Genomic DNA, 26064 nt, shown 5'->3' with positions numbered 1-26064 from the left:
GCCCATGAGCACCCCTTCGAGCTGGCGCGAGCGGCTCTACGTCATCGTCTTTCAAGCCGACACCGTGGCCGGCCGGCGCTTCGACAGCATTCTGCTGCTGATCATCCTGGCCAGCCTGATCACCGTCATCCTCGACAGCATCGACGAGGTCCACCAGGGCTACGCCGGGCTGCTGGCCTGGATCGAGTGGGGCTTTACCGCCATCTTCCTGGCCGAATACCTCACCCGCCTGTACTGCTCGCCCAAGCCGCTGCGCTATGCCTTCAGCTTCTACGGGCTGGTGGACCTGCTGGCAATCGTGCCGGGCATCATCGCCATCTACTACAGCGACGCGCAGTACCTGCTGATCATCCGCGTGATCCGCATGCTGCGCATCTTCCGCGTGCTCAAGCTCGGCCCGTACCTCAAGCAGGCCAACTACCTGATGTCGGCGCTGCGCGGCAGCAAGCAGAAGATCATCGTGTTCCTGGTCAGCGTGTCGACCCTGGTCACGGTGTTCGGCACCCTGATGTACGTGGTCGAAGGCCCGGAGCACGGCTTCACCAGCATCCCCAAGGGCATCTACTGGGCCATCGTGACCCTGACCACCGTGGGCTTTGGCGACATCGTGCCCAAGACCCCGCTGGGCCAGGTGATTTCCTCGCTGGTGATGATCACCGGCTACTCGATCATTGCCGTGCCCACCGGCATCTTCACTGCCGAGCTGGCCAACGCCATGCGCGGCGAACAGCTGCAGCACGCCTGCCCCACCTGCCACAAGGGCAGCCACGAGCAGAGCGCCGCGTTCTGTTCACGCTGCGGCAATGCGCTGTTCAAGAAAATGGAATAACCACAGCACTTTTTAATCTTTAAGCGACTAAGGCCGAGCCGCTATAGTCGCTGGCATAATGCCTTTCTCCCAACTCGAACAAGGAATGCGCAGTGAAAAAACTCTTTGGTGCCTCGCTTCTGGCCGCAGGCCTGGCCCTGGGCAACCTCGCCCAGGCCGCCCCGACCACCCTGCTCAACGTCTCCTACGACGTGATGCGCGACTTCTACAAGGACTACAACGCCGCGTTCCAGAAGCACTGGGAAGCCGAGCACAAAGAGAAGATCAACGTGCAGATGTCCTTCGGCGGTTCGAGCAAGCAGGCGCGCTCGGTGATCGACGGCCTGCCGGCCGACGTCATCACCATGAACATGGCCACCGACATCAATGCCCTGGCCGACAACGGCAAGCTGGTGCCGGACAACTGGGTCACCCGCCTGCCCAACAACAGCGCGCCCTTCACCTCCGCCACCGTGTTCATCGTGCGCAAGGGCAACCCCAAGGCCCTGAAGGACTGGCCCGACCTGCTCAAGGACGGCGTACAGGTGATCGTGCCCAACCCCAAGACCTCGGGCAACGGCCGCTACACCTACCTGTCGGCATGGGGCTATGTGCTCAAGAACGGCGGTGACGAGAACAAGGCCAAGGACTTCGTCGGCAAGCTGTTCAAGCAGGCACCGGTGCTCGATACCGGTGGCCGTGCCGCGACCACCACCTTCATGACCAACCAGATCGGCGACGTGCTGGTGACCTTCGAGAACGAAGCCGAGATGATCGCGCGCGAATTCGGTCGCGACCAGTTCGAGGTGATCTACCCGAGCGTGTCGGCCGAAGCCGAGCCGCCGGTGAGCGTGGTCGACAAGGTGGTGGACAAGAAGAAAAGCCGTGCCACCGCCGAGGAGTACCTCAAGTACCTGTGGTCGCCTGAAGCCCAGGAAATTGCCGCCAACAACTACCTGCGCCCACGCGATGCGACCGTGCTGGCCAAGTACACCGACCGCTTCCCCAAAGTCGACTTCCTGTCGGTGGAAAAGACCTTCGGTGACTGGCGCACCGTGCAGAAGACCCACTTCAACGACGGCGGGATCTTCGACCAGATCTACACCGGGCAGTAAGGCCGGGTGACGAATCCGGGGCCTGTGACGGGCCCCGGATTTTTTGTGGCCGGCGTTCGGGCCTGTCGCGGGTCAAGCCCGTTGCCACAAGGTGATGTGCCGATTTCAAGGGCGATGTCGCACCTGTGGGAGCGGGCTTGACCCGCGATGAATTCACCTCGGTTTCGAACTTGCCCGGCAAATACCGATCAGTTCCTTGGACTACCCTTTCCGTCATTCACGGCTCAAGGAGTGCCCAGTGACCCGATTGCTCACCCTGTTGCTCGGTTGCCTGCTCAGCACGCAACTGCTCGCCGCCAGCCTCATCCCCGGCACCGACAGCGCCGAAACCGCCGAAAAAGCACCGGAACCCGTGGTTCAGGGCGGCCTGCTCGGCGCCCTGGCCAACAGCCTCGACAGCGTCACCCAGGAAATCGACGTCGACGGTCACCTGGTCGACGCCTGGCGCCTGCGCGCCAATCGCGCCAGCAAGGAGGCCAACCAGCTGGTCGACCGCCACGCCGAAGACTCCTTCGACCTGCTGGTGGACTTTGCCCTGCTCAGCCTCACCTGGCTGGTGGTGTTCGGCGTGCTCACCAGCCTGGGCCGCGTGCTGTCCCACCACATCAATCGCAGGCGCCCGCTGCGCGAACGTCCGCGGTTGCAGAAACTGCTCGGCTACCTGCTGCCCTACACCCTGCCGGCCCTGGCCAGCCTGCCCGCCACCCTCTACGCCAGCACGCGCCTGCTCGACCCCTCGATCGGCCGCGCGCTGGGCCTGAGCCTGGCCTACGCCACCAGCAGCGGCCTGTTCTCGACGTCGATCATCCTGTGCCTGATCACCGTGTTCGATACCGGCCACAAGCGCACCGCCGTGCGCATCATCCGCAAGATCGCGCCACGCCCGTTGTTCATGATCGGCTTTCTCGCCGCCTGGGCCGACGCCCTGACCAGCCCGCAGATCACCCGCCAGATCGGTGGCAACCTCACCAGCAGCATCGCGGTGATCACCGGCCTGCTGGCCACCTTTGCCTTCGCCGCGCTGGTGATCCGCCTGCGCCGCCCGGTGGCCCACCTGATCCGCAACCGCGACCTGCACGACCGCCTGCAGCACCGCGCCCTGCAGGAAACCCTGCGGATCTTCTCGTGGCTGTGGTACCTGCCGATCCTGATGATGATCCTGGTATCGGCGATCAACCTGATCGGCGCCGGCGAAGAAAGCCAGAAGGCCCTGCAAAAGGCCCTGCTGACCACGGTGCTGCTGGTGGGCACGGTGTTCCTGAGCACGGTGCTGCAGCACCTGTTCAAGTCCCGCGAGGTCGACCCCGGCCAGCGCCTTCGCCCCTACAAGGAACTGGTGCGCAACCTCGCCCACGCGCTGCTGCGCATCGGCATGGCCATCGCCTTCATCGAGCTGCTGGGGCGCATCTGGGGCTTTTCGGTACTCGAATTCGCCGTGCGCAACAGCCTGGGCCGGGCAATCAGCGATTCGCTGAGCAGCATCGGGTTGATCTTGCTGGTCACCTGGCTGCTGTGGGTGGTGATCGACACCGCCATCCAGGAAGCCCTCAAGCCCAGCGCCGGCCGGCGCGCTTCGCGCCAGCCCAGCACACGGGTGCGCACCATCCTGCCGATGCTGCGCAACGCGGTGAAGATCGTGCTGGTGGTGATCTGCACCATCACCACCATGGCCAACCTGGGCATCAACGTGGCGCCGCTGCTGGCCGGTGCCGGGGTGGTCGGCCTGGCCATCGGTTTCGGTTCGCAGCAGCTGGTACAGGACGTGATCACCGGCCTGTTCATCCTGATCGAGGACACCATCGCCATCGGCGACTGGGTGGTACTCGACTCCGGCCACGCCGGCACCGTCGAGAGCCTGACCATCCGCACCCTGCGCCTGCGCGACGGCAAGGGCTTCGTGCACTCGGTACCGTTCGGCCAGATCAAGGCCGTCACCAACCAGTCGCGCCAGTTCGCCTATGCGTTCTTCTCGGTGCAGTTCAGCTACCAGACCGATGTCGACAGCGCCCTGCACCTGATCCGCGAGGTGGGCCAGTCGATCAGCGAGGACCCGGTGCTGCGCCACAGCCTGCAAGGGCCGCTGCAGGTGTTCGGGGTGGACGCCATGAACCTCAACGGCATCACCCTCACCGCCCAGTTCCGCACCACCTCGGGCGGGCAGTACGCGGTGAACCGGGCGTTCAACGAACGCCTGAAAAAGCGCGTGGACCAGACCGACGACGTGAGCTTCGCGCAGTATTACCCGCAGCCGGCCCACGTACGCGACGAAACGGTGTAGACACTGCGGCGTTCAACCTTCCCGGCATGGGAAGGTGGTGCTAAAGTCGCCGCCATGAAATTTACCCGTGCCGACCGCTCGCTGATTGCCTGGACGCTGTACTTCAGCGTCCTGTTCAATCTGTTCGCCTGCGGTATCGGCCACGGGCAGATGATGGGCCTGCAGCTCAACGGCATCGGCGGAGCCTTCTGCTCGGCCATGGGCACCCCGGGCCCGACCCTCAAGACCGATTACAGCGACGCCTCCATCGCCGGCTGGGACAGCCTGCAAACCTGCCCGGTGTGTGCCGCGGCCGTGGTGTGCCTGGCCCTGAGCCTGGTGATCGGCTGGCTGCTGGCGTTCACCCGCACGCGCCGCTACCACCGCGAACTGCGCAGCAAGGCACCACCTCGCTACTGCTGGCCCTCGGCCAACCCGCGCGCCTCCCCCCTGCTGGCCTGATCCAACCCGGCAGCCTTGCCGCTGCCCGTACCGGCACACGCCTGCGCCACTGCGCGGGGGTGCCGTTGGCTCACCTGCAGAGTTCGCTCAATGACCCCTTTCCCACGTTTGCAGGGCTGCACTGCCCTGCTCTGCGCCCTGTCGCTCAACGCCGTTGCCGACGAGGCACTCGTGCTGCCCGATGTACTGGTCAGCGACCGGCCGATTCCGGTGGACGGCGTGTTGCTCGACACCCCCTCGCAAACCGGTTCGCGCCTGGGCCTCACGCCCCGCGAAACCCCGGCCTCGATCAGCATCGTCAACCGCCAGCAGATCGAACAGCGCGGCGCCAGGACCACCCAGGACATGCTCGCCGGCGTACCCGGCCTGAACGCCGCCTCCCCGCCCGGCTCGGCCGGCTCGGTGTCGTACCGGGGCTTTTCCGGGGCGCAGATCACCCAGCTGTTCAATGGCATCAGCGTGCAGTACGACTCGATCGCCGCACGCCCGGTCGACAGCTGGATCTATGACCGCGTCGAAGCGGTCGGCGGCCCGTCCAGCTTCCTGTTCGGCGCCGGCGCCGTAGGCGGCTCGATCAACTACATCACCAAGCTGGCCAACCGCGACGAAGACTTCAATGAAGGCCGCGTCAGCTATGGCAGCTACGACAGCAGCGAGACCTCGTTCGGCTTCAACCACGCACTCAACGACACCAACCATGCGCGCCTGGATTTCAGCCATACCCGCAGCAATGGCTACGTCGACCGCGAGGAGCGCGATGCCTGGAGCGTGGCGTTCTCGCTGCTGACCGACATCAACGACCAGCTGTCCCACACCCTGGCACTCGAATACCAGAACGAGAGCGTCGACAGCCCCTACTGGGGCAGCCCGGTGCTCAACCCGCTGGGCGGCCAGATGAAGGTCGACAAGAGCCGGCGCTTCGAGAACTACAACGTCGAGGACGGGCGCTACGAGCAGCGCGTGCGCTGGCTGCGCTCGATCACCGAGTACCGTTTCGACGACGCCACCTCGCTGCGCAATACGCTTTACCACTACAACGCCGAGCGCAACTTCCGCAATCTCGAGACCTACACCTACAACGCCGACAACAGCCGCGTGCAACGCTCCGGCAGCCTGCTGCAACGGCACGACCAGGAGCTCAACGGCAACCGCGTGGAACTGCTGCATGACGGCCAGCTGTTCGGCCTGCGCAGCCAGTGGTCGACGGGCCTGGACTACAGCCACAACGTGCAGATGACCTACCCGCGCTCGGGCACCGCTGCCGGCAGCGTCGACCCCGACCACTTCGACCCGGGACACTTCTACGACCTGCCGGGCATGTTCCCCGGCTACGAGAAGAACCGTCAGAACACGGTCGACACCTGGGCCGGCTTTTTGGAGAACCGCCTGACCCTGACCGATCGCCTGACCCTGCTGACGGGCCTGCGCCACGACAGCATCGACCTGCAGGTACGCAACTACCGCGCCGTCAACGAGGCCAACCCGGCGCAGTTCAAACGCCGCTACCAGCCCACCACCGGGCGTGTGGGCCTGGTGTTCGAGCTGACCCCGTCGGCCAACGTGTATGTGCAGTACAGCACCGCCGCCGACCCGCCCGCCGGCATGCTCACCACCGCCAGCTTCGGCCAGGTGCGCGACTTCGACCTGAGCACCGGCAAGCAGCTGGAGGTGGGTAGCAAGTTCGACTTTCTGGACGGACGCGGTTCGGCCACCGTGGCCGCCTACCGCATCGAGCGCGACAACCTGGCCACCGCCGACCCGGTCAACCCCGGCTTCACCCAGCCGGTGGGCAAGCAGTCGTCACGCGGTATCGAGGTGGCGGCGGCGCTGCGCGTCACCCCGCAACTGCTGGCCGAAGGCAACTTCGCCTATGTCGATGCGCAGTACGACGCGTTCAACGAAAACGTCGGCGGCCAGTCGTTCTCGCGCAAGGGCAACACCCCCACCAACACCCCGGACCGGGTGGCCAACCTGTGGCTGACCTACGACCTGGACCCACAGTGGCAGGTGGGCGGCGACAGCCGCTATGTGTCGTCGGTGTATGCCGATGCGGCCAACACCCGCTACGCGCCGTCGTACACCCTGTTCGGGGCCTTCGTCGGCTACAAGGTGGATGCCGACACGCGCATCACCGCGCGGGTGCGCAACCTGACCGACGAGGTGTACGCACGCTGGACCTCGTCGAGCATGCTCTACCTGGGTGCACCGCGCACCTTCGAACTGGCGGTGCAGACCCGCTTCTGACTGGGCCGGGCCGGGGCGTTCGCGCCCCGGCCCTGATGGAGCGTTGCAATGAAGCGTTATCTGTATCTGTGGCATCGCTGGCTGGGGATCGTGACCTGCGTGTTCATGGCGCTATGGTTCGTCTCGGGCATGGTGATGCTGTACGTGGGCTACCCCAAGCTGACCCCGCGCGAGCACCTGGCGCACCTGCCGGCGCTTTCGGCGCAGGGCTGTTGCGTCTCGCTGGGCGAGGCGCTGGCGGTGGCCGATCCGCAACCTGCACGCATACGCCTGAGCAGCGTGGCCGGGCAGGCGCTTTACCTGTTCGACTATGCCAGCGGCAAGGCCCTGGCGGTGGACGCAACTAGCGGCCAGCGCATCGCCCCCACCACCCGCGAACGGGCGCTGGCCAGTGCCGGGCAATACGACCCGCATGCGCCGATGACCTATCGCGACGCGGTGCAGGAAGACCTGTGGAGCCATTCGCGCGCACTGGATGCGCACCGGCCGCTGCATCGCGTGCAGTTGAGCGATACGGACGGCACCTTGCTGTACATCAGCGGCCAGACCGGCGAAGTGGTGCGCGATGCCAGCGCCAGCGAGCGCGGCTGGAACCTGATCGGCGCCTGGCTGCACTGGCTGTATCCATTGCGCGGCATCGGCCTGGACGGGCTGTGGAGCAACCTGGTGATCTACCTGTCGCTGGCAGCCAGCGTGATGGCGCTGCTGGGCGCGGTGGTGGGGGTGATGCGCTGGCGCTTCAGCCGGCCCTACCGCAGCGGTTCGCGTTCGCCGTACAAGGGCTGGGCACGCTGGCACCATGTGGGCGGGTTGCTGTTCGGTGCCCTGGCCATCACCTGGATTTTCAGTGGGCTGATGTCGATGAACCCGTGGCGGCTGTTCAGCAGTGCCCAGCCGCTGGATACCTCGGCGTATCAGGGCGGGCCGCTGAATGCGGCGGCGTTCCCGCTGTCGGTGCCCCAGGCACTGGCGCGCTTTGCCGACCAGGGCTTCACCGCCCGCGAGCTGGAGTGGCGGCTGATCGGGGGCGCGGGGTATGTGGTGGGCCAGGACGGCGCGGGACGCACGCGGGTACTGTCGATGCACGACGGCCAGGTGCTGCAGCGTCTGCCACGGGCGGTGCTGGAGCAGGCGGCGCAGGCGATCGGGCCGGCGATGCAGGTGCAGCAGTTGGAGGCCTACGACTTCTACTACTACGCGCGGGCCGAGCAGAGCATGCTCGGGCATCTTGAAAAGCGTCTGCCGGTGCTGCGGGTGCGCTTCGACGACCCGGCGCAGACCTGGCTGCATCTGGACCTGTACACCGGTGAAGTACTGGGGCAGCTGGACCAGCCACGGCGCGCGTCACGCTGGCTGTTCGCGTTGCTGCACAGCTGGGACTGGCTACCGCTGCTGACGCGGCGGCCGTTGTGGGATGGGTGGATGATTGTGCTCAGCCTGGGTGGGCTGGTGCTGAGCGTGAGTGGTGTGGTGATGGGGTGGCGGCGTTTGCGCCGCTAGCCTTCGGATCGCATCGCGGGTCAAGCCCGCTCCCACAGGGTTAGCGCCAATCCTTGTGGGAGCGGGCTTGACCCGCGATAGGCCAGCACTGGCACAACAGATTCACCCCTGGCGAAACACCAGCGCCTTCAGCCCGCCCACCGGATCACTGTCCGCAAACTCCGGTGGGTTGGCCAGACGCTCCACGAACACCAGCCCCGGCGCCTCGGCTGCCATCCCCTCGATCAGAAAGTCAGGCCCGATGGCCGGGTCGTTCACGCACGCCAGCACCGTGCCGCCTTCATTCAACAGCTCCGGCAGGCGGCGCAGGATCTTGCTGTAGTCCTGGGTCAGCACAAAGCTGCCCTTCTGGAACGTCGGCGGGTCGATGATGATCAGGTCATACGGCCCGCTCTTGCGCACCTTGCCCCATGACTTGAACAGCTCATGCCCCAGAAACCCCACCCGCCCCAGGTCATGCCCGTTGAGCCGATGGTTGTCGCGCCCGCGGCTCAGGGCCGAGCGCGCCATATCGAGGTTGATCACCTGCTCGGCCCCCCCGGCAATCGCTGCCACCGAAAACCCGCAGGTGTAGGCGAACAGGTTGAGCACCCGCTTGCCCGCCGCCTGCTCCCGCACCCAGCGCCGGCCATAGCGCATGTCCAGGAACAGCCCGGTGTTCTGCTTCAGGCCCAGGTCCAGCTGGTAGCACAGGCCATCCTCGTCGATCACGCGGTGCTCGCTCGGCTCGCCCAGCAACCACTGGCCGGGGCTGTCGGGCAGGTAGCGGTGCTGAATCAGGATCGCCTGCCCGGGCCAGCCAGGGCTGGCGGCCAGGGTGCGCAGCATCTGCTCCAGCGTGGCCAGCTGCCCTTCGGGCGGCTCGCGAAACAGCGAGACCAGCAGCACGCCCTGCAGCCAGTCCACGGTGATCTGTTCGAGCCCCGGCCAGCAGCGCCCGCGCCCATGGAACAGGCGCCGGGTTTCGGCAGGCGCAGGGTTCAGGGCACCAAGCAGGTGGGCGTGAAGGGTGGCAATCGGCATGGCAGGATTCACTGGGACAAAAAGGGCTATTTTAGCGGCAAGCTTCACGCAGCAAGCGACAAGTTTGCGCCGGGCGCCTGTTTACTTGTCGCTTGTGGCGTGCAGCTTGCCGCTCGCCCTCCACCACCAGCCCTGCTGCATGCCGGCAGCCGCCAGCAGAATCGCCGCCACCCCCAGCCATTGCAGCGCGCTCAAGCGATGGCCAAAGGCAAACCAGTCGACGAAGATCGCCGCAATCGGGTAGATGAACGACAACGCCCCGGTCAACGCGGTCGGCAGTTTCTGGATGGCGCCATACAGCAGCACGTACATCAGGCCGGTGTGCACGATACCCAGCGTCACCAGGCTGGCCAGCGCCCCCGCAGTGCCCGGCAGGCCGCCGGTATTGGCAAAGGGCGCCAGCAACAGGATGCCGGTGCTCACCTGGATCAGCGCGATCAGGTGCGGCGGCGTGCCACTCAGGCGCTTGATGATCAGCGCGGCCACCGCGTACAGAAACGCCGCGCCCAGCGCCAGCGCGATGCCCGGCAGGTAATCCTCGCCACTGCCCTGCCCGCTGCCGTGGGCACTCACAATGGCCAGCATCCCGGCAAACGACACCCCCAGCCAGAACAGCTTGGGCACACTGAGCTTTTCACCCAGAAACACCGCCGCCAGCCCCACCAGCATGAACGGCTGCACGTTGTACACCGCCGTACCGATGGCAATCGAGGCCCGTGAATAGGAGCCGAACAGCAGCACCCAGTTGCCCACGATGGCCACCCCGCTGAGTACCGCCAGGGCAAAGCTGGCACGTGTGAGGATGCCCGGCCGCAGAAAGCCCAGCACGGCGCACACCAGCAACAGCGTGCCGGCGCCGAACACGCAGCGCCAGAACACCACGTCCAGCACCGGTTGCCCCGACACCAGCACGAACCAGCCGATGGTGCCGGATATCAGCATCGCGGCGACCATTTCCAACGACCCACGGCGTATTGAATTGTCCATCTCTCACCTCCCAGACGATGGACAGATTATGCGAGCGAGAAGCCAGGGCACTCCATAGCAAAAACAAGGCTAGACTCAAGCCTTGCCTTTTTTATCAAGGCAATTTCATTGATCTGCCTGACGAGGATTGCATGACTGACGATATCGACCAGCTGTTGATCAAGGCGCTGATGGAAGACTCGCGGCGTTCGCTCAAGGCGCTGGCACACCTGAGCGGGCTGTCGGCGCCCAGCGTCAGCGAGCGCCTGCGTCGCCTGGAAGAACGCGGCGTGCTCAAGGGCTACACGGTCGACATCGACCCGCGCAGCTTCGGGTACCAGTTGCAGGCCATCGTGCGCATTCGTCCGTTGCCGGGGCAACTGCAGGAGGTGGAGCGCCAGATCATCGCCATCCCCGAGTTCACCGAGTGCGACAAGGTCACGGGTGACGACTGCTTCATCGCGCGCCTGCATGTACGCTCGATGGAGCAGCTCGACACCTTGCTCGACAAGCTCAACAGCCACGCCGAAACCAACACCGCCATCGTCAAGAAAAGCCCGGTGAAGCGACGGCTGCCGCCGATGGCATAAGCGCCATACTGGCGGGCGGCGCGGGATTCGCAGAGCAACGGCACGTTCCACACATATGCTAGCCTTGCGCCCCTCTCCCGCAAGGACGCACCGTCACCATGTTCGCTTTCCCAAGGCCCCTCTGCATGCTGGGCCTGGCGCTGGCCTTCACCAGCGCCCACGCCACCGACCCGATCAACCTGTACCAGGGCACCCTCGGCGAGCGCAAGGTCGAGGTCGCCCTGCAATACACCTCGCAATACGAGTACGTGCAAGGCTACCTGCTGGACACCGAGCACCACACCAGCCAGCCACTGGAAGTGACGCCCTACAGCAAGGACGTGCCACTGCTGATCAACATCATGGACAACCCGCGCATGCCCGCCGCAGCATTGCGGGTGCGCCCCTTCGTGTTCACGCACGATCGCGACTTCAGTGGCGAATGGATCGACCTGCGCACCCGGGAACGTGTGCCCTTCAGCCTCACGCGCCAGACCCGCTTCAGCGACGAGCAGCGCTCCAGCTGGCAAGGCGAGCTGCTGCAACAGCCGCAGAACCGCGGCAAGAGCTTCTACGTGCACGCCAGCAAGGCCGAGGGCGAATACACCGGCAAGGTCGATCGCATCACCATCATCGACCTCGCCAGCGGCAGCACACTGCAGGTGCTGGACAACCTGGCGCTGGCGTTCAACGGCACCCGGACCCTGACCTTCGCCGACTACAACGGTGACGGCATCATCGACTTCAGGGCCTCGCCCATCGGCCAGCGCGCCACCGGCGGCGCCAACCAGGAGCCGGACCAGTTCTACCTGTACCAGCCCACCAGCAATACCTACCAACGCCACACCGAACTCGAAGCGCTGGGCGACAAGGGCGCGCTCAAGTTCCCCGCCCCCGGCTGGGTAGCCCAGCGCCAGGGCAGCAACTACGACACCGGGACCAGCGACTGGCAGTACTACCACTTCGTCGACCCCAAGCAACTGGTGTGGCAACGCCACAGCGTGGAGCCTTTCTGATGCCGTTTCGTACCCTGTTCGCCTGCCTGCTGCTGTGCCTGAGCGCCCATGCCCTGGCCTACCATTCCGTGTACCAGGGCAAACTCGGCGGGTTGCCGGTGACGCTGGTGATCGAGCGCACCAACGACTACGTGACCGGTATCTACTACTACGAGCGCTACCACACGCCGATCCGGCTCAAGCCCACGCGCAACACCGATACCTACAACTTCGCCATGGACGAACTGGACAGCGGCGGCCTGCCCACCGCGCGTCTGCATTTCCAGAAAGCCGATTTCAGCAGCCGTGCCCAGCCGCTGCAAGGCACCTGGACCGCCTACGCCAGCGGCAAGCAGCTGCCCTTCACGCTCAAGCTGGTGGCCGACATCGGCCTGCAGACACCCTCGCCGGGCGCGGTACTGCCCCAGGCCGCATCCACCGAACGCTTCTACTTCCAGTTGCCGATGGACATGGACTATGCCGCCCTCGAAACCATCCAGGTAATGGACAAGGCCACCGGCAAGCTGCAGCAGACGCTGGAGGTGAAGGTGCCGGGCTGTCGCAGCAAGGGTATCGACACCGTCCAGGTACGCCTGCAGGGTGGCGCCACCCAGGTGCTCATCCCCTCCAGCCCGTATTGCCTGGGCAAGACGTTCGAGTGGCGCGAGGCCAGCGCACGCTTCGAGGTGGTGAACTAGCCCTCAGCTCGGGCAGGCGAGGTCGCCGTTGTCCAGCCCCTGCTTGTAGTTGCGGCTGAGCAGGCTGGCCTTGCCGTCGTGCCAGGTCAGGGTCAGCACATACAGCGAGTCGAAATCCTCGCCGTCCCAGTCGTCGGTGATGGTGCGTTTTTCGCCCAGCGCCTTGCCGGCCACGGTGTTGATCAGCTCGGGCAGGTAGCCGTGTGACCACGCGGTGTAGACCGTGGCGTTGCGGTACTTGTCCTGCAGCAGCTCGTCGGCCAGGTCGCCGGTGTCGTTGGCGCCGAAGTCGATGTTCACCGGCAGGCCGAGCTTGATCGCGCTCGGGCTGATGGTCATCAGCGGACGGATATAGCTGTAGGCATTGTCGTTGCTGCCCTCCTCCACTTCGCGGTTGGGGTTGGCGGCAAACACGTAGTCGGCGGGGCCGAATTTTTCCGGGAGCAGAGTGGCCAGGTCCAGGGCGCGGTTGAGGCCCTGGCAGTTCAGTTGCCCGAGGCCTTCGCCGGGCTTTTCTGCGTGGCGCAGGAAGACCAGGGTCTGGGTGCCGTCCACCGGCTGGGCTCGGCTTTCGAGCGCTTCGAAGGTCAGCAGGGTGGCGCCGACGACCAGCGGAACGGAAAACAGCGCAGGGCGATAACGCCGAAAAAAGGAGGGCAACTTCATGGCACGGGCTCTTTGCGACAAATAGGGTTGAGGCTGACCCGCCTGTGCCACCCCGCAGCCGAGGCTGCGGGGTGATCCCTGTCTGTCGTTCCATCCGTGGAAACGGGCGTGCTTGAGAGTGTCGCAAACCCGTTTGGTTCATCCGTGCCGGCTCAGCCTTGAGCCCGCGCCAGTCTGGCGCAGGGATGTTTCGCGATGATGACGCTCAGATCAGCTTGCGCCGGATCGCTTCTTCAACCGAACTGCGGCTCAGGTGCTCGATGATGGCATCGCCCGAATCGTTGAACGGCACCGCGAAGATCAACAGCAATTGCATCCAGGTGGTGATGGTTTCGCTCTTGCTGACCTTGCCGATGAGTTTGCCTTCACGGTCCTTGTACAGCGTCTCCAGGGTCAGGGTGTTGTCGAAGGTGGACGGGATGATGAACAGCGTCGCACCGGTCAGCGTCGCCGCCAGCACGTTGCCTTGCTCGTTGTTCCTGAGCGTGACGTAGGCGTACACGTCGAAGTCGACCTTCTCGCTGGTCACCCGTGTGAAGCGCTCGCTCTGTTCATAGCTCTGCACCAGGGTCTTTTCGAAACGCATCAGGTTGGCGTTGCTGGCGCGCGGCTGGCCGTTGAACTCGTACAGTGTGTTGAAGCGCACATAGGCGGTCTTGTGCGCGGGCGCCGCATCGGCGGCAGGCAGCGGCGGCCAGGCTTCGACCACCGGCAACTGGTGCTGGGAGTAGCTGATGCAGCCGGTCAGGGCCGTGCTGAGGGCCAGCAACAGGGCCATTAGGCAATGACGCATGGTTGAATTCCTTTCAGTGAGTGGCCAATTGCGGGGCAGCCGTCGCGGTGTCGAGCAACCTGGTGATCAGCTGACGCAACTGCACGCCCCCCAGGCTGCCGTTGGCATAGTCGTTGTCGTACAGGCCGACATTGTTGTCGAGCTTGACCTGCTCGGTGACGCGGGTGAGGCGCTTGCCGTCGCGGTCTTCGATCACCAGCTCGCCGGCCAGGTCGTACTTGTCGACATAGATCGGGCCGTTGAACCAGATCCAGAACGTCAGCGTCACCAACGCGCCGGGAACGTAACCGGGGTGCGTGGTGCGCTTGCCCTTGAGCGAGGTGATGGTGAACTTGAGCACTACATCCTGCTCGCCCAGGGTGGCGGGAAATTCCACCAGTTTGGTGAAGTACTCGCCGCGGTCGACGTAGTGGCTGATCTGTGCGGTGAGCTGGCGGCTGATGTTCAGGCGCACGTCATCCTTGAGGTCGGGCGCGGTGATGGCCACGTCGGCGATCTGGGCGCCCCGCTGTGCAGTGTTGTCGGCCACGGTGACCGGTTCGCCGATCGGGCCCACCGGTGTGAAGGAGTAGCAACCGGTAAGGCCGAGGCAGGCCAGGAAAAGAAAACAGAAAGTACGCAGCACGCAAAATGTCCTTGCTTCGGGTGAGAGACAGGCTGTTATCGGCATCAGGGCCAAAGACTGTAATGAGAATGACTCAGCCCTCAATCGTCGCGGGTGAGGACCTCGAGCAACTCGATCTCGAAGGTGAGGGTCGAATTCGGCGGGATGCTGCCTACGCTGCGCGCGTCGTAACCCAGGTGCGCCGGCACGATCAGCTTGCGCTTGCCGCCCACCTGCATGCCCATCAGGCCCTGGTCCCAGCCCTTGATCACGCGGCCGGTGCCGATCACGCACTGGAACGGCTTGCCGCGTTGGTGGGAGGAATCGAATACGCTGCCATCGTCCAGCCAGCCGGTGTACTGGGTGGTGATCAGCGCCCCCTTGACGGCCGCCTTGCCGTCGCCCAACTGGAGGTCGATGATTTGAAGTTCGTTGCTCATGGGTGATCTCTGACGGCTATGGGACGTTTTCTGCCGATGCGTTTTCGCAGCAATGGCCGGGTTTTGCAAGGCTGTGGGGAGCGAACTCGGCTCATGAGGTGGCGCTGGCTGTCACCGGCTCGTGCTGGCGCATCGACCAGCACACCCCGCCCACCACCAGCACGATCGCCGCGCCCTCCAGCAGGTTCGGCCCGCTCTGGCGCCAGATGAACGCATACAGCAAGGCAAACAGGGTCTCGAACACGATCAACTGCCCGCTCAGGGTCAGCGGCATGCGCTTGGCTGCCGCATTCCACAACACCCCCGCCAGCCACGAGCCAAACAGCGCGCAACCCAGGCTGAACGCCCAGAACAGCTGCCAGCGCTCAGCAGTGGCCTGCACCTGCAACTGCTGCGGCTGCCACACCCACAGCAGCGCCACCAGCACCAGGCTGAACACGCCGGTCACCACCCCGGTGAGCACCGACCACTGATGGCTGTCCAGGTGCCGGCACTGCTTGAGATAGCGGCTGTTGTAGGTGGCGTACCAGGTCCAGCAGGCCAGCGCGGCCAGCGCATAGAGCAGCCCGGCGAGCTTGTCCTGCACCGCCCCCGGCTCCACCGCGAAGGTCTGCAGGTTGATGCACAGCATGCCCGCCAGGATCAGCGCCAGCGGCCCGGCCAGGCGCGACAGGGCCACCGCGCCGCTGTCATTGCGACCGTACAGGGTGATGGTCAGCGGCAGCACACCAACGATCAGCGATGCCGGCGCCACGCCCAGGCGCTGGATCGCCGCCACCAGGCACATGAAGTACAGCAGGTTGCCGATCAGCGCCAGGCGCGCCAGCATCCACACGTCTGCCCGTTCGAGCTGACGCAGCGCCTTGCGCATTGGCAGCAGCAGCGCGAGCGATACCGCCCCCAGCAGGACGAACCGCGCACAGGCCAGCAGCACCGGGCTGAACTCCGGCAGCAGTTGCGGCACCATCAGCACCATGCCCCACATCGCACCGGCCACGCCGGCATACGCCACACCCCGTTTCACTTGCCTGCTCCTCGTTTTTCAGAGCACGCAGGCTAGCCAAATGCAGGCGTCCAGGCAAAAGATCATTCGGCATGCAGGCATTCCCATGGGGAATACCTTTAAAGCGCAAAGCACCGGGTTTACCATCCAGCCATTCCCTGAACCGAAGACCCCGCAATGAGCCGCTTCAGCCGTCACCTGCCCCCGCTGGATACCCTGATCGCTTTCGAGGCGGTGGTACGCACCGGCAGTTTCACCCGCGCCGCCGCCGAGCTGTCGCTGACCCAGAGCGCGGTGAGCAAACAGATCAAGCTGCTTGAAGAACACCTGGGTGCGCCGCTGTTCGAACGCCGCGCCCGCGGCATCACCCTGACCGCCGCCGGCAGTGGCTTCAATGCCATCGTCGAGCCGATGCTCGACAGCCTGCTGGCCAACGTATTGCGCCTCAAGAGCGGGCACGGCAGCCGCAATGTCAGCGTGATCTGCACCCATGCGGTGGCGCAGTACTGGTTGTTCCCGCGGCTGCTGCGCTTCAACGCACAGCACCCCGAGCTGACAGTGAACATCCATGCCAGCAACGAGATGGATGAACGCGTGGTGGGCAACTATGACTTCGGCGTGCTGTACGGCCATGGCCGCTGGAGTTCACTGCAGGCCGACAAGCTGTTCGATGAATGCATCTACCCCATCGTCAGCACCCAGCGGGCCCTGCCGCCAGCCGATTCGCTGGCGGCGCTGCAGGCCCTGCCGCTGATCCAGCTGGATGCCTCGGCCTGGAACTGTCTGGATTGGCCCGACTGGTTCGCGCACCTGGGGGTGCGCTACAAGGCGCCGGCCGATGCGGTGACATTCAATCAGATCACCCTGGTGTTCGACGCAGTGATGCAGGGCATGGGGGTGGGGTTAGGCTGGGAGTTCATGGCCCGCGAGCGCATCGCCAGCGGGCAGGTGCGACCGGTGTCGGAGTTCGTCGTGCACACCGGCCAGGCCGACTACCTGGTGCACGACAGGCAGCGCGTGTGCTCGCCGGCGGCCCAGGTGTTCAGGGACTGGTTGCTGGCGCTCAACTGAACTGCGCTTGCACCTCGGCGCCGGTGAGGGTCCGGGTCTGGTTGGCGAAGCAGTAGTAACCCGGCTTCTGATCGATGTAGATCTGCAGTTCCAGCGCCCAGTCACTCTCGCCATCGAGCACGCCCACCGGCACGGCGTCGAAGCCGCCGGCCTTGAGGCGATAGAACAGGTGGGTGCCGCAGGTGCCGCAGAAGCCGCGCTGGGCCCACTCGGAGGAATCGTAGATGCGCGGGGTGTCGCCGCTGAGCCTGAGGGTCTGGGTGCTGTGCACCACCATCAACGGGCCACCGGACCATTTGCGGCACATGCTGCAATGGCAGGCGCTGACGCTGGCGTTGTCGAGGCTGACGCTGAGGTGAATGGCGCCGCACAGGCAGCTGCCGTGTTTTTCCTGGGGTTGGGACATGGTGCAGGGTCCTTGCGGTGGGCGGTAGGGCTGAAGTCTAGCAGCAGTCGGCCCCGGCCCTTTCGCCGGCAAGGCCGGCTCCTACAGCGGATTACGCCGTCACCGGGGTCAACACCGGTTCCCCGGCAAAGAACGCCTGCAGGTTGCGCAGCACCAGCGCCACCGTATCGCGCGCCGCTTCCGGCGACTGTCCGGCCACATGCGGGGTCAGCACCACGTTGTCCAGCGCCTTGAGTGCCTGCGGGACTTCAGGCTCGGCATCGAACACATCCAGCCCGGCCCCGGCAATACGCCCTTCGCGCAACGCCGCCACCATCGCATCGGTGTCCACCACGCTGGCCCGCGCAATGTTCACCAGAAAACCCTGAGGCCCCAGTGCGTCCAGCACCGCCGCGTCGACCAGGTGGCGCGTACCGGCCCCGCCCGGGGTGGCAACGATCAGAAAGTCCACCTCCCCCGCCAGCGCCAGCGGGCTTTCGCACCAGGTGTAGGGCACGTCGGTGCGTGGCCGGCGGTTGTGGTAGCTGACCTGCATGTCGAAGCCCAGCGCCGCACGCCGGGCAATCGCCAACCCCGTCGCGCCAAGGCCCAGTACCCCGAGGCGCTTGCCGCTCAGCGACGGGCTGATCACACGGTTCCACTGCCCCTGGCGGGTGGTGGCATCGGCACGGGGAATATCGCGCACGATGGCGAACAGCAGCGCCAGGGCATGGTCGGCCACCGCCGTGGCGTTGGCACCGGCGCCATTGGTCACGGTGATGCCACGCGCAGCAGCCGCTGCCAGGTCCACTTCCTCGTACCCGGCGCCGATGACGCAGATGATTTTCAGATGGGGCAAGGCGGCGATTTCGTCGGCCCGCAAGCCCAGCGGCCCGCGGGTCAGTACCGCATCGATTGCGCCGCCGTGGCGGGCGATGGCCTCGGCACGCAGGACCGGGGTCTGTGCACGAATCAGCTCGAAGCCGGCCTGTTCGAGCAAGGGCAGGTAGTCATCCACCGTTTCTACCAGCACCAGTACCTTGTGTGTCATGCCCTGCCCCCTGGCCATTCGCAAAAAGGGGCATTATGCCGGCTTGGGCTTACTGGGCGAAAGCCCGTCCCAGGCCACCCGGCACGCCGCCGCTGTCGGTGTCCTGCCAGGGGCCGTCAGGGCTGGTGGCCCAGCTCCAGCCATTGCTGAAGCGGTAGTAGGTGCGTTGGCGGTAGAAGGTGTTGGTCTTGCCTTCGAGCACGTACACCCCGAGTTTAGGGTCCCAGTGGCTGGCGCCACCCGGCGGCGGCGCGAAGCTTGCCGAGGTGCGTGGCATCGGCTTGGGCGTCGGCAGCGTGGCCGGGGTACCTGGCTTGGGCCCCGGCACCGGCTTGATCACCGGCCCGGTCGGCGGCAGGGTTTCGATCGGCGGCACAGTGGGCTCGCTGGGCCGATGCACCGTACACGCACTCAAGCCCACGGCCAGGGCGATCAGGGTGAGGCGTGCGATGCTGTTCATAGTGAGCTCTCTACAGGTCCGGGCTGTCGATGGTCAGGTGCTGCGGCGCCTCGGTGCTGCTGGCCAGCGGGCTGCCACGGCCGATCCACTCGCCCTTGGTCGGCTGGCCGGCACGGGAGACGCGCGCAACCAGTTGGACTTCGGGGAAGCTCGACAGTTTCATGTTCGGCATCATCGCATCACTGTCGCTGAGCTGAACCTCGATCGGCAGGTCGGCCACGGTCACGCGCTTGGCCGCCAGCGGCATCGGCGGCCCGGAACTGGCGCGGGCAAAGATGAACACGCTGTCATCGGGACGCACCTTGTCCTTGAGCGCCGGCGCCAGCTCGACCCGCACCGTCAGGCGTGCGCTGGTGGCCGGCGCCTGGCCCGCGGCCTTGAGCCGTTCGCCAGCACGCTCGATGCCGCCCTGCAGCGCGGCACGCGAGGCATCGCCCTCGGGCAGTTGGGCAATCAGACGGTTCCAGTAGTCGATGGCCTGCTGGTAGCGCCCGTCCTCGAACGCGGCGATACCCAGCAGCCCCAGGCTGGTGACTTCCGCCGGATCGGCCTTGAGCGCTTCGTCGGTCAACGCCTGCATCTGCGCTGTCCACTGCTTGCCGTTACCGAAGTACAGCGCCTGCGCCCATTGCCCAAGCAGCTCAGGCTGACGCCCGGCCAGGGCAGCAGCGCGCTCGAAGGCCTTGGCAGCATCGGCGGCGCGTTCCTGGGCCATGTAGGCACGGCCCAGCAGGTACAGGCCTTCGGCCGAGTCTGGCTGGGCCTGCACCGCACGCTCCAGGCGCGAGGTCATCTCCTGCACCGACTGCGGCGCCTGGGCGAACTCGCGGGTCAGCTCGACCTTGTCGCTGGCGCCAAAGTGCAGGTACAGCCCGAGGCCCATCACCGGCACCAGCACCGCGGCCAGCAGCGGCAAGGTCTTGCCCAGGCGCGCACTGCGGTCGGGCTCGGCGTTGTCGGTGTCGGCCAGCAGCTCGCGGGCGGCCTCGTCGCGGCCACGGTCCAGTTGCTCGGCGGTGAGCACACCGGCCTCGCCCTGGGCCTGCAGTTCGGCCACGCGCTCCTGGTACAGGGCCACGTTCAACGCGGTACGGTCTTCTTCCTGTTGCGCACGACGCACGCGCAACACCGGGATCAGCAGAAAGCTCAGGGCTACCAGTAACAGCAGGCCTGCGGGAAGCCAGAATTCAGTCATGGGTGCGTTCTTTGTCCAGCAGTTTGGCGAGGCGCTCACGCTCCTCGGGGGAAAGGTCGACGGTGCCGCCCGCCGCCTGGGTACGGCGCTTGCGCACGATCAGCGCCAGCATGCCGAAGCCGCCCAGCAGCAGGATGCCCGGGCCGAACCACAGCAGCCAGGTACGCGCCGTCAGGGCCGGCTTGTAGCGCACGAAGTCGCCATAGCGGTCGACCATGAAGTCGATGATCTGCTGGTTGTCCTTGCCTTCGCCGAGCATGCGGAAGATCTCGCGGCGCAGGTCGGCGGCAATCGGTGCGTTGGAGTCGGCGATGTCCTGGTTCTGGCACTTGGGGCAGCGCAGTTCCTTGGTCAGCACGTGGTAACGCTCGCGCTCGGCGTCGTCGGCGAACTGATAGGTGTCGATGGCCGCGTGGGCCACGCCGGCGATGCTCAGGCCCAGCAGCGCGCCTGCCAGCCAGCGCCTCATTGGCCGGCCTCGTCGAGCAGGCCCTGGTACAGCGGCGCCAGTTGCTCGCGCCACACGGTCTGGTCGACCACGCCGACGAACTTGTGACGGATGATGCCCTTGGCGTCGATGATGAAGGTCTCCGGCGCGCCGTACACACCCAGGTCCAGGCCGAGGGTGCCGTGCTCGTCACGGATGCCGATCTGGTAGGGGTTGTGGAACTCGGTCAGCCACTTGATCGCAGCCGCGTTCTCGTCCTTGTAGTTGACCCCGTAGATCACCACGCCCTGCTCGGCCAGCTTGTTCAGCACCGGGTGCTCGACCTTGCACGAGGGGCACCAGGTGGCCCACACGTTGACCAGCGCCGGCTTGCCCAGCAGGTCGTCGCGGGTCAGGGTCCGGTCGCCTTCCACGGTCGGCAGCGAGAACGCCGGGAAGGGTTTGCCGATCATCGCAGAGGGCAGCTCGGACGGGTCCAGGTACAGGCCCCGGTACAGAAACACCGCCACCAGCAGAAACACCGCCAGCGGCAGCACCATGATCCAACGCTTCATGCAGTTGCTCCCGACATGCCCAGTACTTCACGTACCCGGCTTTTCACCTTGACCCGATACCGCTTGTCCATCGCCGCCATCAGGCCGCCCAGGCCGGTCAGCAGGCCGCCCAGCCAGATCCAGCGCACGAACGGCTTGACGTGCACGCGCACGGCCCAGGCGCCGTTGTCCAGCGACTCGCCCAGCGCCACGTACAGGTCGCGGGTGAAACCGGCATCGATGCCGGCCTCGGTCATCACCGACTGCTGCACGGTGTACAGGCGTTTTTCCGGGTGCAGCACGCTGATTTCACGACCGTCCTGCAGCACGCGCACGGTGCCCTTGTCGGAGGTGAAATTCGGCCCTTCGAAATGCTTGGCGCCTTCGAACACGAACTGGTAGCCGCCCAGTTCCATCGACTCGCCCGGCGCCAGGCGCAGGTCGCGCTCGGCGCTGTTGTTGCTCGACAGCACCACGCCCAGGGCGCATACCGCGATGCCCAGGTGTGCAACGTGCATGCCCCAGTAACTGCGGCTCAGGCCGCGCATGCCCTTGAGCAGGCCCTTGTGACGGGTCTTGTCGAGCAGGTCGCGCACGCCGGCCAGCAGGATCCACGCCGCCAGGGCGAAGGTGGTCAGTACCTGCCAGTCGAAGTCGTCCACCAGCAGCCCGCCGATGGGTGCCAGCACCACGCTGCCGATCGCCACCGGGGTGAGCATGCTCACCAGCCATTTCGTCGGGGTGTCCTTCCAGCGCACGATCACGCCGACCGCCATCACCACCATCAGCAGGGCCATCAGCGGGATGAACAGCGCATCGAAGTAAGGCGGCCCCACCGACAGCTTGGCCCCGGTCAGTGCATCGAGCACCAGCGGGTACAGGGTGCCCAGCAGGATCATCGAGGCCGCCACCACCAGCACCAGGTTGTTGGCCAGCAGCAGGGTTTCCCGCGACCACAGGGCAAACCCGACCTGGCTCTTGACCACCGGGGCGCGCAAGGCGAACAGAGTCAGCGAACCGCCGACCACGAACAGCAGGAAGATCAGGATGAACACGCCGCGCTCGGGGTCGGCGGCAAAGGCGTGCACCGAGGTCAGCACGCCGGAACGCACCAGGAAGGTGCCCAGCAGGCTCAGCGAAAACGCAGCGATCGCCAGCAGCACGGTCCAGCTCTTGAACACGCCGCGCTTCTCGGTGACGGCCAGCGAGTGGATCAGTGCGGTGCCCACCAGCCACGGCATGAACGAGGCGTTTTCGACCGGGTCCCAGAACCACCAGCCACCCCAGCCGAGCTCGTAGTAGGCCCACCACGAGCCCAGGGTGATGCCGATGCCCAGGAACGCCCAGGCCACGATGGTCCAGGGCCGCGACCAGCGTGCCCAGGCCGCGTCCAGGCGCCCGCCGAGCAAGGCGGCGATGGCGAAGGCGAAGGCCACCGAGAAGCCCACGTAGCCCATGTAGAGCATCGGCGGGTGCACGATCAGGCCGATGTCCTGCAGCAGCGGGTTGAGGTCGCGACCATCGGCAGGCACCTGCGGCAGCAGACGCTGGAACGGGTTGGAGGTAACGATCAGAAACGACAGGAAGCCCACGCTGATCATGCCCATCACCGCCAGCACCCGGGCCAGCATCACCTGCGGCAACTGGCGCGAGAAGATCGACACGGCGAAGGTCCAGCCGCCCAGGATCAGCGCCCACAGCAGCAGCGAGCCTTCGTGGGCGCCCCACACGGCGCTGAACTTGTAGTACCAGGGCAAGGCGCTGTTGGAGTTGCTGGCCACATACGCCACCGAGAAGTTGTCGGTCATGAAGGCATGGGTCAGGCAGGCGAAGGCAAACGCCAGGAAGGCGAATTGGCCCCACGCCGCCGGGCGTGCAAGGCTCATCCACAGGCTGTCGCCCCGCCAGGCGCCGAGCAGCGGCACGCTGGCCTGAACGCCGGCAAAACAGATGGCCAGGATCATCGCCAACTGGCCCAGCTCGGGAATCATCAGTGCAGCATTCATGGCTTGGCTCCGCCGTCGGTGGACACCTGGCCGCTTTCCTTCAGGGCCTTGGTGACCTCGGGCGGCATGTATTTTTCGTCGTGCTTGGCCAGCACCTCGTCAGCCACCACCACGCCCTCGGCGTTGAGCTTGCCCAGGGCGACGATGCCCTGCCCTTCACGGAACAGGTCGGGCAGGATGCCTCGGTAGGTGATGGGCACCGACTTGTTGAAGTCGGTGACCACGAAACGCACGTCCAGCGAGTCGCCGGAGCGTTGCAGGGAACCGGCCTCGACCATGCCGCCGGCCCGGATGCGCGTATCGAGCGGGGCTTCGCCGTTGGCGATCTGGGTAGGGGTATAGAACAGGTTGATGTTCTGCTGCAGCGCGCTCAGGGCCAGGCCGACGGCGACGCCGACACCCACCAGCAGGCCGAGGATGATGAACAGACGCTTCTTGCGTTGCGGATTCACTTGGACTTCTCCCGGCGCAGGCGGCGCGCTTCTTCTTGCAGATACCGGCGCTTGCTCAGTACGGGCGCGGCAACATTGATGGCCAGCACCAGCAGGCAGATGCCATAGGCCGACCAGACATAGAGGCCGTGATGGCCCATGGCGAGGAAATCATTGAAGCTGGCAAAACTCATCGTGCGGTCTCCCGCCCCAGGTGGCCCAACACTTCATCCTTGACCCAACTGGCGCGTGCCTCGCGCCGCAGCACTTCAAGGCGCATGCGCAACAGCAGCACCGCCCCGAAGAAGCAATAGAACCCCAGCACGGTCAGCAGCAGCGGCAGCCACATCTCGGCAGGCATCGCCGGCTTTTCGGTGAGGGTGAAGGTGGCGCCCTGGTGCAGGGTGTTCCACCACTCCACCGAGTACTTGATGATCGGAATGTTGATCACGCCGACAATCGCCAGTACCGCGCAGGCCTTGGCCGCGCTCTCACGATTGCTGATCGCCTGGCCCAGGGCAATCAGACCGAAGTACAGAAACAGCAGGATCAGCATCGACGTTAGTCGTGCATCCCAAACCCACCAGCTGCCCCAGGTCGGCTTGCCCCAGATGGCACCGGTGCTCAGGGCCACCACGGTCATCCAGGCGCCGATGGGCGCGGCGCATTGCAGTGCCACGTCGGCGATCTTCATCTTCCAGACCAGGCCGACCACGCCGGCCACCGCCAGCATCACGTAGCACGACTGCGCCAGCATGGCCGCCGGCACGTGGATGTAGATGATTCGGAAACTGTTGCCCTGCTGGTAGTCCTGCGGGGCGAAGGCCAGGCCCCAGACCACGCCCACGGCGATCAGCAGGATGGCGGCGATGCTCAGCCACGGCAGCATGCGGCCGCTGATGGCATAGAACCATTTGGGTGAACCCAGCTTGTGAAACCACGTCCAGCTTATTGCGCTGCTTTTCATCACGGTACATCCAGGGTCTTTGCTGGGCGGGGCCCAGACCTCATTATTCGCCGACGCTGATCTTCAGGCCAGCCGCTATTGCAAAGGGTGCCAGGGTTACTGCAAGGGCGGTCAGGCTGCCAAGCCAGAGCAGGTAACCGGTCGCCGGCATAGCTTGCAGTGCCGCCTGCAAGGCGCCACTGCCCAGGATCAACACCGGGATATATAACGGCAAAATAAGCAGTGCCAGCAGCAGGCCACCGCGCTTCAAACCCACGGTCAAGGCTGCGCCCACTGCACCCAGCAGGCTCAGTACCGGGGTACCGAGCAGCAGCGAGGCCAGCAGTACCGGCAGGCATTGCACCGGCAAACCGAGCATCAGGGCCAGCAGCGGCGACAACAATACCAGTGCCAGACCGGAAAAGGCCCAGTGTGCCAGCACCTTTGCCAATACCAGAAGCGCCAGGGGGTGCGGCGAAAGGACCCACTGCTCGAGGGATCCGTCCTCGAAATCACTGCGAAACAGCCCGTCCAGCGAGAGCAGAACGGATAAAAGGGCGGCCACCCAGACTAACCCAGGGGACAAGTTTTGCAACAATTGCGTCTCCGGCCCGACCGCCAACGGGAACAACGCGATCACGATCGCGAAGAACACCAATGGGTTGGCAAGCTCGGCCGGCCGGCGGCACAGCACCTGCGCTTCTCGGCGCAGCAAATGAACGAACACACTCATGCCGCGTACTGCCCCAGGTTCAGTTCTCGGTAGCCGGACGGCGTCTGCGCCAGCGTGTGGTGGGTGGTCAGCACGACCATGCCGCCGCGCTCGCAATGCGCCGCCAGGTGCGCTTCGAGCTGGGCCACGCCCTGCTTGTCGAGGGCGGTGAAGGGTTCGTCGAGAATCCACAGCGGCGGGCTGTCCAGGTACAGCCGCGCCAGCGCCACGCGGCGCTGCTGGCCGGCCGACAGGGTATGGCAGGCAACATCTTCGAAGCCGCGCAGGCCCACGGCCGCCAGTGCCTGCCAGATCGCCTCGCGGCTGGCAGGCTGATGCAGGGCGCACAGCCAGGCCAGGTTTTCCTCGGCGGTGAGCAGGTCCTTGATGCCGGCCGCATGACCGATCCACAGCAGCATCCTGGCCAGTTCGCTGCCCTGCTCGGCCAAGGGCTTGCCGTCCAGGCGGATTTCACCGCTGGTGGGCCGCATCAACCCGCTGAGCAGGCGCAGCAGGCTGGTCTTGCCGCTGCCATTGGGGCCGCTGATCTGCAGCATGTCACCGGCCGCCAGGTGCAGTTCGAGGTGTTCGAAAAGCATTCGCCAGTCGCGCTCGCAGGCCAGGCCCACAGCTTCGAGTCGAGGGGTCACAGGTTCGCCTTATGGTTCGGTCTCAAGTCGGTC

29 protein-coding genes are annotated in these 26064 nt (G+C 65.5%); 10 read left to right on the top strand and 19 right to left on the bottom strand.

The window, feature by feature from the left end; all coding sequences use genetic code 11:
* The first annotated feature begins 4 nt into the window (after positions 1–4).
* The 6 genes from KH389_RS08715 to KH389_RS08690 all read left to right on the top strand — a co-directional run bounded on the left by KH389_RS08715 (position 5) and on the right by KH389_RS08690 (position 8386).
* Positions 5–829, top strand: a complete 825-nt coding sequence (locus KH389_RS08715) for an ion transporter (RefSeq protein ID WP_043859890.1) — start codon at positions 5–7, stop codon at positions 827–829.
* Between the two features lie 92 nt (positions 830–921).
* Positions 922–1923 (top strand): sulfate ABC transporter substrate-binding protein, encoded by a 1002-nt coding sequence (locus KH389_RS08710; protein WP_043859889.1) that lies wholly within the window; start codon positions 922–924, stop codon positions 1921–1923.
* A 238-nt stretch (positions 1924–2161) separates the two neighbouring features.
* Positions 2162–4201 (top strand): mechanosensitive ion channel family protein, encoded by a 2040-nt coding sequence (locus KH389_RS08705; protein ID WP_043859888.1) that lies wholly within the window; start codon positions 2162–2164, stop codon positions 4199–4201.
* 54 nt (positions 4202–4255) lie between these two features.
* Complete coding sequence (locus KH389_RS08700) at positions 4256–4642, top strand: DUF2946 domain-containing protein (RefSeq protein ID WP_043859887.1); 387 nt, start codon at positions 4256–4258, stop codon at positions 4640–4642.
* Between the two features lie 90 nt (positions 4643–4732).
* Positions 4733–6886 carry a TonB-dependent receptor gene (locus KH389_RS08695; RefSeq protein ID WP_213607222.1) on the top strand — a complete coding sequence of 718 codons (2154 nt, stop codon included), beginning with the start codon at positions 4733–4735 and terminating at the stop codon, positions 6884–6886.
* 48 nt (positions 6887–6934) lie between these two features.
* Positions 6935–8386 carry a PepSY domain-containing protein gene (locus KH389_RS08690; protein ID WP_213607221.1) on the top strand — a complete coding sequence of 484 codons (1452 nt, stop codon included), beginning with the start codon at positions 6935–6937 and terminating at the stop codon, positions 8384–8386.
* Between the two features lie 102 nt (positions 8387–8488).
* Here KH389_RS08690 and KH389_RS08685 read toward each other — a convergent pair whose 3' ends face one another.
* On the bottom strand, positions 8489–9409 hold the full coding sequence (locus KH389_RS08685) for a class I SAM-dependent methyltransferase (RefSeq protein WP_213607220.1): 921 nt from the start codon (positions 9407–9409) through the stop codon (positions 8489–8491).
* An 81-nt stretch (positions 9410–9490) separates the two neighbouring features.
* Positions 9491–10396, bottom strand: coding sequence for a DMT family transporter (locus KH389_RS08680; protein WP_213607219.1), 906 nt, complete (start codon positions 10394–10396; stop codon positions 9491–9493).
* 131 nt (positions 10397–10527) lie between these two features.
* Here KH389_RS08680 and KH389_RS08675 point away from each other — a divergent pair, with 131 nt between their 5' ends.
* The 3 genes from KH389_RS08675 (at position 10528) to KH389_RS08665 (ending at position 12637) form a co-directional block, all read left to right on the top strand.
* Positions 10528–10965 carry an Lrp/AsnC family transcriptional regulator gene (locus tag KH389_RS08675; protein WP_043861856.1) on the top strand — a complete coding sequence of 146 codons (438 nt, stop codon included), beginning with the start codon at positions 10528–10530 and terminating at the stop codon, positions 10963–10965.
* A 98-nt stretch (positions 10966–11063) separates the two neighbouring features.
* Positions 11064–11960 carry a hypothetical protein gene (locus KH389_RS08670; protein ID WP_143516676.1) on the top strand — a complete coding sequence of 299 codons (897 nt, stop codon included), beginning with the start codon at positions 11064–11066 and terminating at the stop codon, positions 11958–11960.
* The gene (locus KH389_RS08665) at positions 11960–12637 is read left to right on the top strand and encodes a hypothetical protein (protein WP_213607218.1); all 678 of its coding nucleotides are present in this window, start codon (positions 11960–11962) and stop codon (positions 12635–12637) included. Before KH389_RS08670 ends, KH389_RS08665 begins: the two co-directional genes overlap by 1 nt.
* A gap of 3 nt (positions 12638–12640) precedes the next feature.
* On the opposite strand, the gene KH389_RS08660 is transcribed toward KH389_RS08665, so the two are convergent.
* From KH389_RS08660 to KH389_RS08640, 5 genes are all read right to left on the bottom strand, one after another.
* Positions 12641–13303 carry a histidine phosphatase family protein gene (locus tag KH389_RS08660; protein WP_210014305.1) on the bottom strand — a complete coding sequence of 221 codons (663 nt, stop codon included), beginning with the start codon at positions 13301–13303 and terminating at the stop codon, positions 12641–12643.
* Positions 13304–13508: 205 nt separating this feature from the next.
* Positions 13509–14096: a hypothetical protein gene (locus KH389_RS08655; protein WP_213607217.1), complete on the bottom strand. Its 588-nt coding sequence runs from the start codon at positions 14094–14096 to the stop codon at positions 13509–13511.
* Positions 14097–14109: 13 nt separating this feature from the next.
* A complete protein-coding gene (locus tag KH389_RS08650) occupies positions 14110–14721 on the bottom strand; it encodes a hypothetical protein (protein ID WP_043861852.1) in 612 nt (203 codons plus the stop codon).
* A gap of 80 nt (positions 14722–14801) precedes the next feature.
* A complete protein-coding gene (locus KH389_RS08645) occupies positions 14802–15140 on the bottom strand; it encodes an FKBP-type peptidyl-prolyl cis-trans isomerase (protein WP_043861851.1) in 339 nt (112 codons plus the stop codon).
* Positions 15141–15231: 91 nt separating this feature from the next.
* Entirely contained in the window at positions 15232–16164 is a 933-nt protein-coding gene (locus KH389_RS08640; RefSeq protein ID WP_123753585.1) for a DMT family transporter, read from the bottom strand.
* Positions 16165–16320: 156 nt separating this feature from the next.
* Here KH389_RS08640 and KH389_RS08635 point away from each other — a divergent pair, with 156 nt between their 5' ends.
* The gene (locus KH389_RS08635) at positions 16321–17214 is read left to right on the top strand and encodes a LysR substrate-binding domain-containing protein (protein WP_054915613.1); all 894 of its coding nucleotides are present in this window, start codon (positions 16321–16323) and stop codon (positions 17212–17214) included.
* Here the strand turns inward: KH389_RS08635 and KH389_RS08630 are convergent.
* The 12 genes from KH389_RS08630 to ccmA form a co-directional block, all read right to left on the bottom strand.
* Positions 17207–17620 carry a GFA family protein gene (locus KH389_RS08630; RefSeq protein WP_043861848.1) on the bottom strand — a complete coding sequence of 138 codons (414 nt, stop codon included), beginning with the start codon at positions 17618–17620 and terminating at the stop codon, positions 17207–17209. The two genes, KH389_RS08635 and KH389_RS08630, sit on opposite strands and share 8 nt — an antisense overlap.
* A gap of 91 nt (positions 17621–17711) precedes the next feature.
* Entirely contained in the window at positions 17712–18650 is a 939-nt protein-coding gene (locus KH389_RS08625) for a 2-hydroxyacid dehydrogenase (protein WP_213607216.1), read from the bottom strand.
* Between the two features lie 49 nt (positions 18651–18699).
* Positions 18700–19110 carry a hypothetical protein gene (locus KH389_RS08620; protein ID WP_213607215.1) on the bottom strand — a complete coding sequence of 137 codons (411 nt, stop codon included), beginning with the start codon at positions 19108–19110 and terminating at the stop codon, positions 18700–18702.
* Between the two features lie 10 nt (positions 19111–19120).
* Positions 19121–20305, bottom strand: coding sequence for a c-type cytochrome biogenesis protein CcmI (gene ccmI / locus KH389_RS08615; protein WP_213607214.1), 1185 nt, complete (start codon positions 20303–20305; stop codon positions 19121–19123).
* Positions 20298–20774 carry a cytochrome c-type biogenesis protein gene (locus KH389_RS08610; RefSeq protein ID WP_043861844.1) on the bottom strand — a complete coding sequence of 159 codons (477 nt, stop codon included), beginning with the start codon at positions 20772–20774 and terminating at the stop codon, positions 20298–20300. Before KH389_RS08610 ends, ccmI begins: the two co-directional genes overlap by 8 nt.
* Complete coding sequence (locus tag KH389_RS08605) at positions 20771–21307, bottom strand: DsbE family thiol:disulfide interchange protein (protein ID WP_043861843.1); 537 nt, start codon at positions 21305–21307, stop codon at positions 20771–20773. The genes KH389_RS08610 and KH389_RS08605 overlap by 4 nt, the downstream gene beginning before the upstream one ends.
* Positions 21304–23277, bottom strand: coding sequence for a heme lyase CcmF/NrfE family subunit (locus KH389_RS08600; RefSeq protein ID WP_213607513.1), 1974 nt, complete (start codon positions 23275–23277; stop codon positions 21304–21306). Before KH389_RS08600 ends, KH389_RS08605 begins: the two co-directional genes overlap by 4 nt.
* Positions 23278–23288: 11 nt before the next feature.
* Complete coding sequence (gene ccmE, locus KH389_RS08595) at positions 23289–23744, bottom strand: cytochrome c maturation protein CcmE (RefSeq protein WP_058542048.1); 456 nt, start codon at positions 23742–23744, stop codon at positions 23289–23291.
* Positions 23741–23917: a heme exporter protein CcmD gene (gene ccmD, locus KH389_RS08590; RefSeq protein WP_043861840.1), complete on the bottom strand. Its 177-nt coding sequence runs from the start codon at positions 23915–23917 to the stop codon at positions 23741–23743. The genes ccmE and ccmD overlap by 4 nt, the downstream gene beginning before the upstream one ends.
* Entirely contained in the window at positions 23914–24690 is a 777-nt protein-coding gene (locus KH389_RS08585) for a heme ABC transporter permease (protein ID WP_043861839.1), read from the bottom strand. Before KH389_RS08585 ends, ccmD begins: the two co-directional genes overlap by 4 nt.
* Before the next feature lie 43 nt (positions 24691–24733).
* On the bottom strand, positions 24734–25402 hold the full coding sequence (gene ccmB, locus KH389_RS08580) for a heme exporter protein CcmB (protein WP_043861838.1): 669 nt from the start codon (positions 25400–25402) through the stop codon (positions 24734–24736).
* Complete coding sequence (gene ccmA / locus KH389_RS08575) at positions 25399–25980, bottom strand: cytochrome c biogenesis heme-transporting ATPase CcmA (protein WP_235384254.1); 582 nt, start codon at positions 25978–25980, stop codon at positions 25399–25401. The genes ccmB and ccmA overlap by 4 nt, the downstream gene beginning before the upstream one ends.
* Between the last annotated feature and the right edge of the window lie 84 nt (positions 25981–26064).

The sequence above is a fragment of the Pseudomonas qingdaonensis genome, assembly GCF_018398475.1.
In the GTDB taxonomy this organism is placed as follows: domain Bacteria; phylum Pseudomonadota; class Gammaproteobacteria; order Pseudomonadales; family Pseudomonadaceae; genus Aquipseudomonas; species Aquipseudomonas palmensis.
This window is presented reverse-complemented; position numbering and strand designations above follow the sequence as displayed.

What these genes read in the sequence shown, in the direction of transcription:
- KH389_RS08715 (WP_043859890.1), top strand. Translation starts at nt 5, where the DNA reads ATGAGCACCCCTTCGAGCTGGCGCGAGCGGCTCTACGTCATCGTCTTT.
- KH389_RS08700 (WP_043859887.1), top strand. Translation starts at nt 4,256, where the DNA reads ATGAAATTTACCCGTGCCGACCGCTCGCTGATTGCCTGGACGCTGTAC.
- KH389_RS08695 (WP_213607222.1), top strand. Translation starts at nt 4,733, where the DNA reads ATGACCCCTTTCCCACGTTTGCAGGGCTGCACTGCCCTGCTCTGCGCC.
- KH389_RS08690 (WP_213607221.1), top strand. Translation starts at nt 6,935, where the DNA reads ATGAAGCGTTATCTGTATCTGTGGCATCGCTGGCTGGGGATCGTGACC.
- KH389_RS08685 (WP_213607220.1), bottom strand. Translation starts at nt 9,409, where the DNA reads ATGCCGATTGCCACCCTTCACGCCCACCTGCTTGGTGCCCTGAACCCT.
- KH389_RS08680 (WP_213607219.1), bottom strand. Translation starts at nt 10,396, where the DNA reads ATGGACAATTCAATACGCCGTGGGTCGTTGGAAATGGTCGCCGCGATG.
- KH389_RS08675 (WP_043861856.1), top strand. Translation starts at nt 10,528, where the DNA reads ATGACTGACGATATCGACCAGCTGTTGATCAAGGCGCTGATGGAAGAC.
- KH389_RS08670 (WP_143516676.1), top strand. Translation starts at nt 11,064, where the DNA reads ATGTTCGCTTTCCCAAGGCCCCTCTGCATGCTGGGCCTGGCGCTGGCC.
- KH389_RS08665 (WP_213607218.1), top strand. Translation starts at nt 11,960, where the DNA reads ATGCCGTTTCGTACCCTGTTCGCCTGCCTGCTGCTGTGCCTGAGCGCC.
- KH389_RS08660 (WP_210014305.1), bottom strand. Translation starts at nt 13,303, where the DNA reads ATGAAGTTGCCCTCCTTTTTTCGGCGTTATCGCCCTGCGCTGTTTTCC.
- KH389_RS08655 (WP_213607217.1), bottom strand. Translation starts at nt 14,096, where the DNA reads ATGCGTCATTGCCTAATGGCCCTGTTGCTGGCCCTCAGCACGGCCCTG.
- KH389_RS08645 (WP_043861851.1), bottom strand. Translation starts at nt 15,140, where the DNA reads ATGAGCAACGAACTTCAAATCATCGACCTCCAGTTGGGCGACGGCAAG.
- KH389_RS08635 (WP_054915613.1), top strand. Translation starts at nt 16,321, where the DNA reads ATGAGCCGCTTCAGCCGTCACCTGCCCCCGCTGGATACCCTGATCGCT.
- KH389_RS08630 (WP_043861848.1), bottom strand. Translation starts at nt 17,620, where the DNA reads ATGTCCCAACCCCAGGAAAAACACGGCAGCTGCCTGTGCGGCGCCATT.
- KH389_RS08625 (WP_213607216.1), bottom strand. Translation starts at nt 18,650, where the DNA reads ATGACACACAAGGTACTGGTGCTGGTAGAAACGGTGGATGACTACCTG.
- KH389_RS08620 (WP_213607215.1), bottom strand. Translation starts at nt 19,110, where the DNA reads ATGAACAGCATCGCACGCCTCACCCTGATCGCCCTGGCCGTGGGCTTG.
- ccmI (WP_213607214.1), bottom strand. Translation starts at nt 20,305, where the DNA reads ATGACTGAATTCTGGCTTCCCGCAGGCCTGCTGTTACTGGTAGCCCTG.
- KH389_RS08610 (WP_043861844.1), bottom strand. Translation starts at nt 20,774, where the DNA reads ATGAGGCGCTGGCTGGCAGGCGCGCTGCTGGGCCTGAGCATCGCCGGC.
- KH389_RS08605 (WP_043861843.1), bottom strand. Translation starts at nt 21,307, where the DNA reads ATGAAGCGTTGGATCATGGTGCTGCCGCTGGCGGTGTTTCTGCTGGTG.
- KH389_RS08600 (WP_213607513.1), bottom strand. Translation starts at nt 23,277, where the DNA reads ATGATTCCCGAGCTGGGCCAGTTGGCGATGATCCTGGCCATCTGTTTT.
- ccmD (WP_043861840.1), bottom strand. Translation starts at nt 23,917, where the DNA reads ATGAGTTTTGCCAGCTTCAATGATTTCCTCGCCATGGGCCATCACGGC.
- KH389_RS08585 (WP_043861839.1), bottom strand. Translation starts at nt 24,690, where the DNA reads ATGAAAAGCAGCGCAATAAGCTGGACGTGGTTTCACAAGCTGGGTTCA.
- ccmB (WP_043861838.1), bottom strand. Translation starts at nt 25,402, where the DNA reads ATGAGTGTGTTCGTTCATTTGCTGCGCCGAGAAGCGCAGGTGCTGTGC.
- ccmA (WP_235384254.1), bottom strand. Translation starts at nt 25,980, where the DNA reads ATGCTTTTCGAACACCTCGAACTGCACCTGGCGGCCGGTGACATGCTG.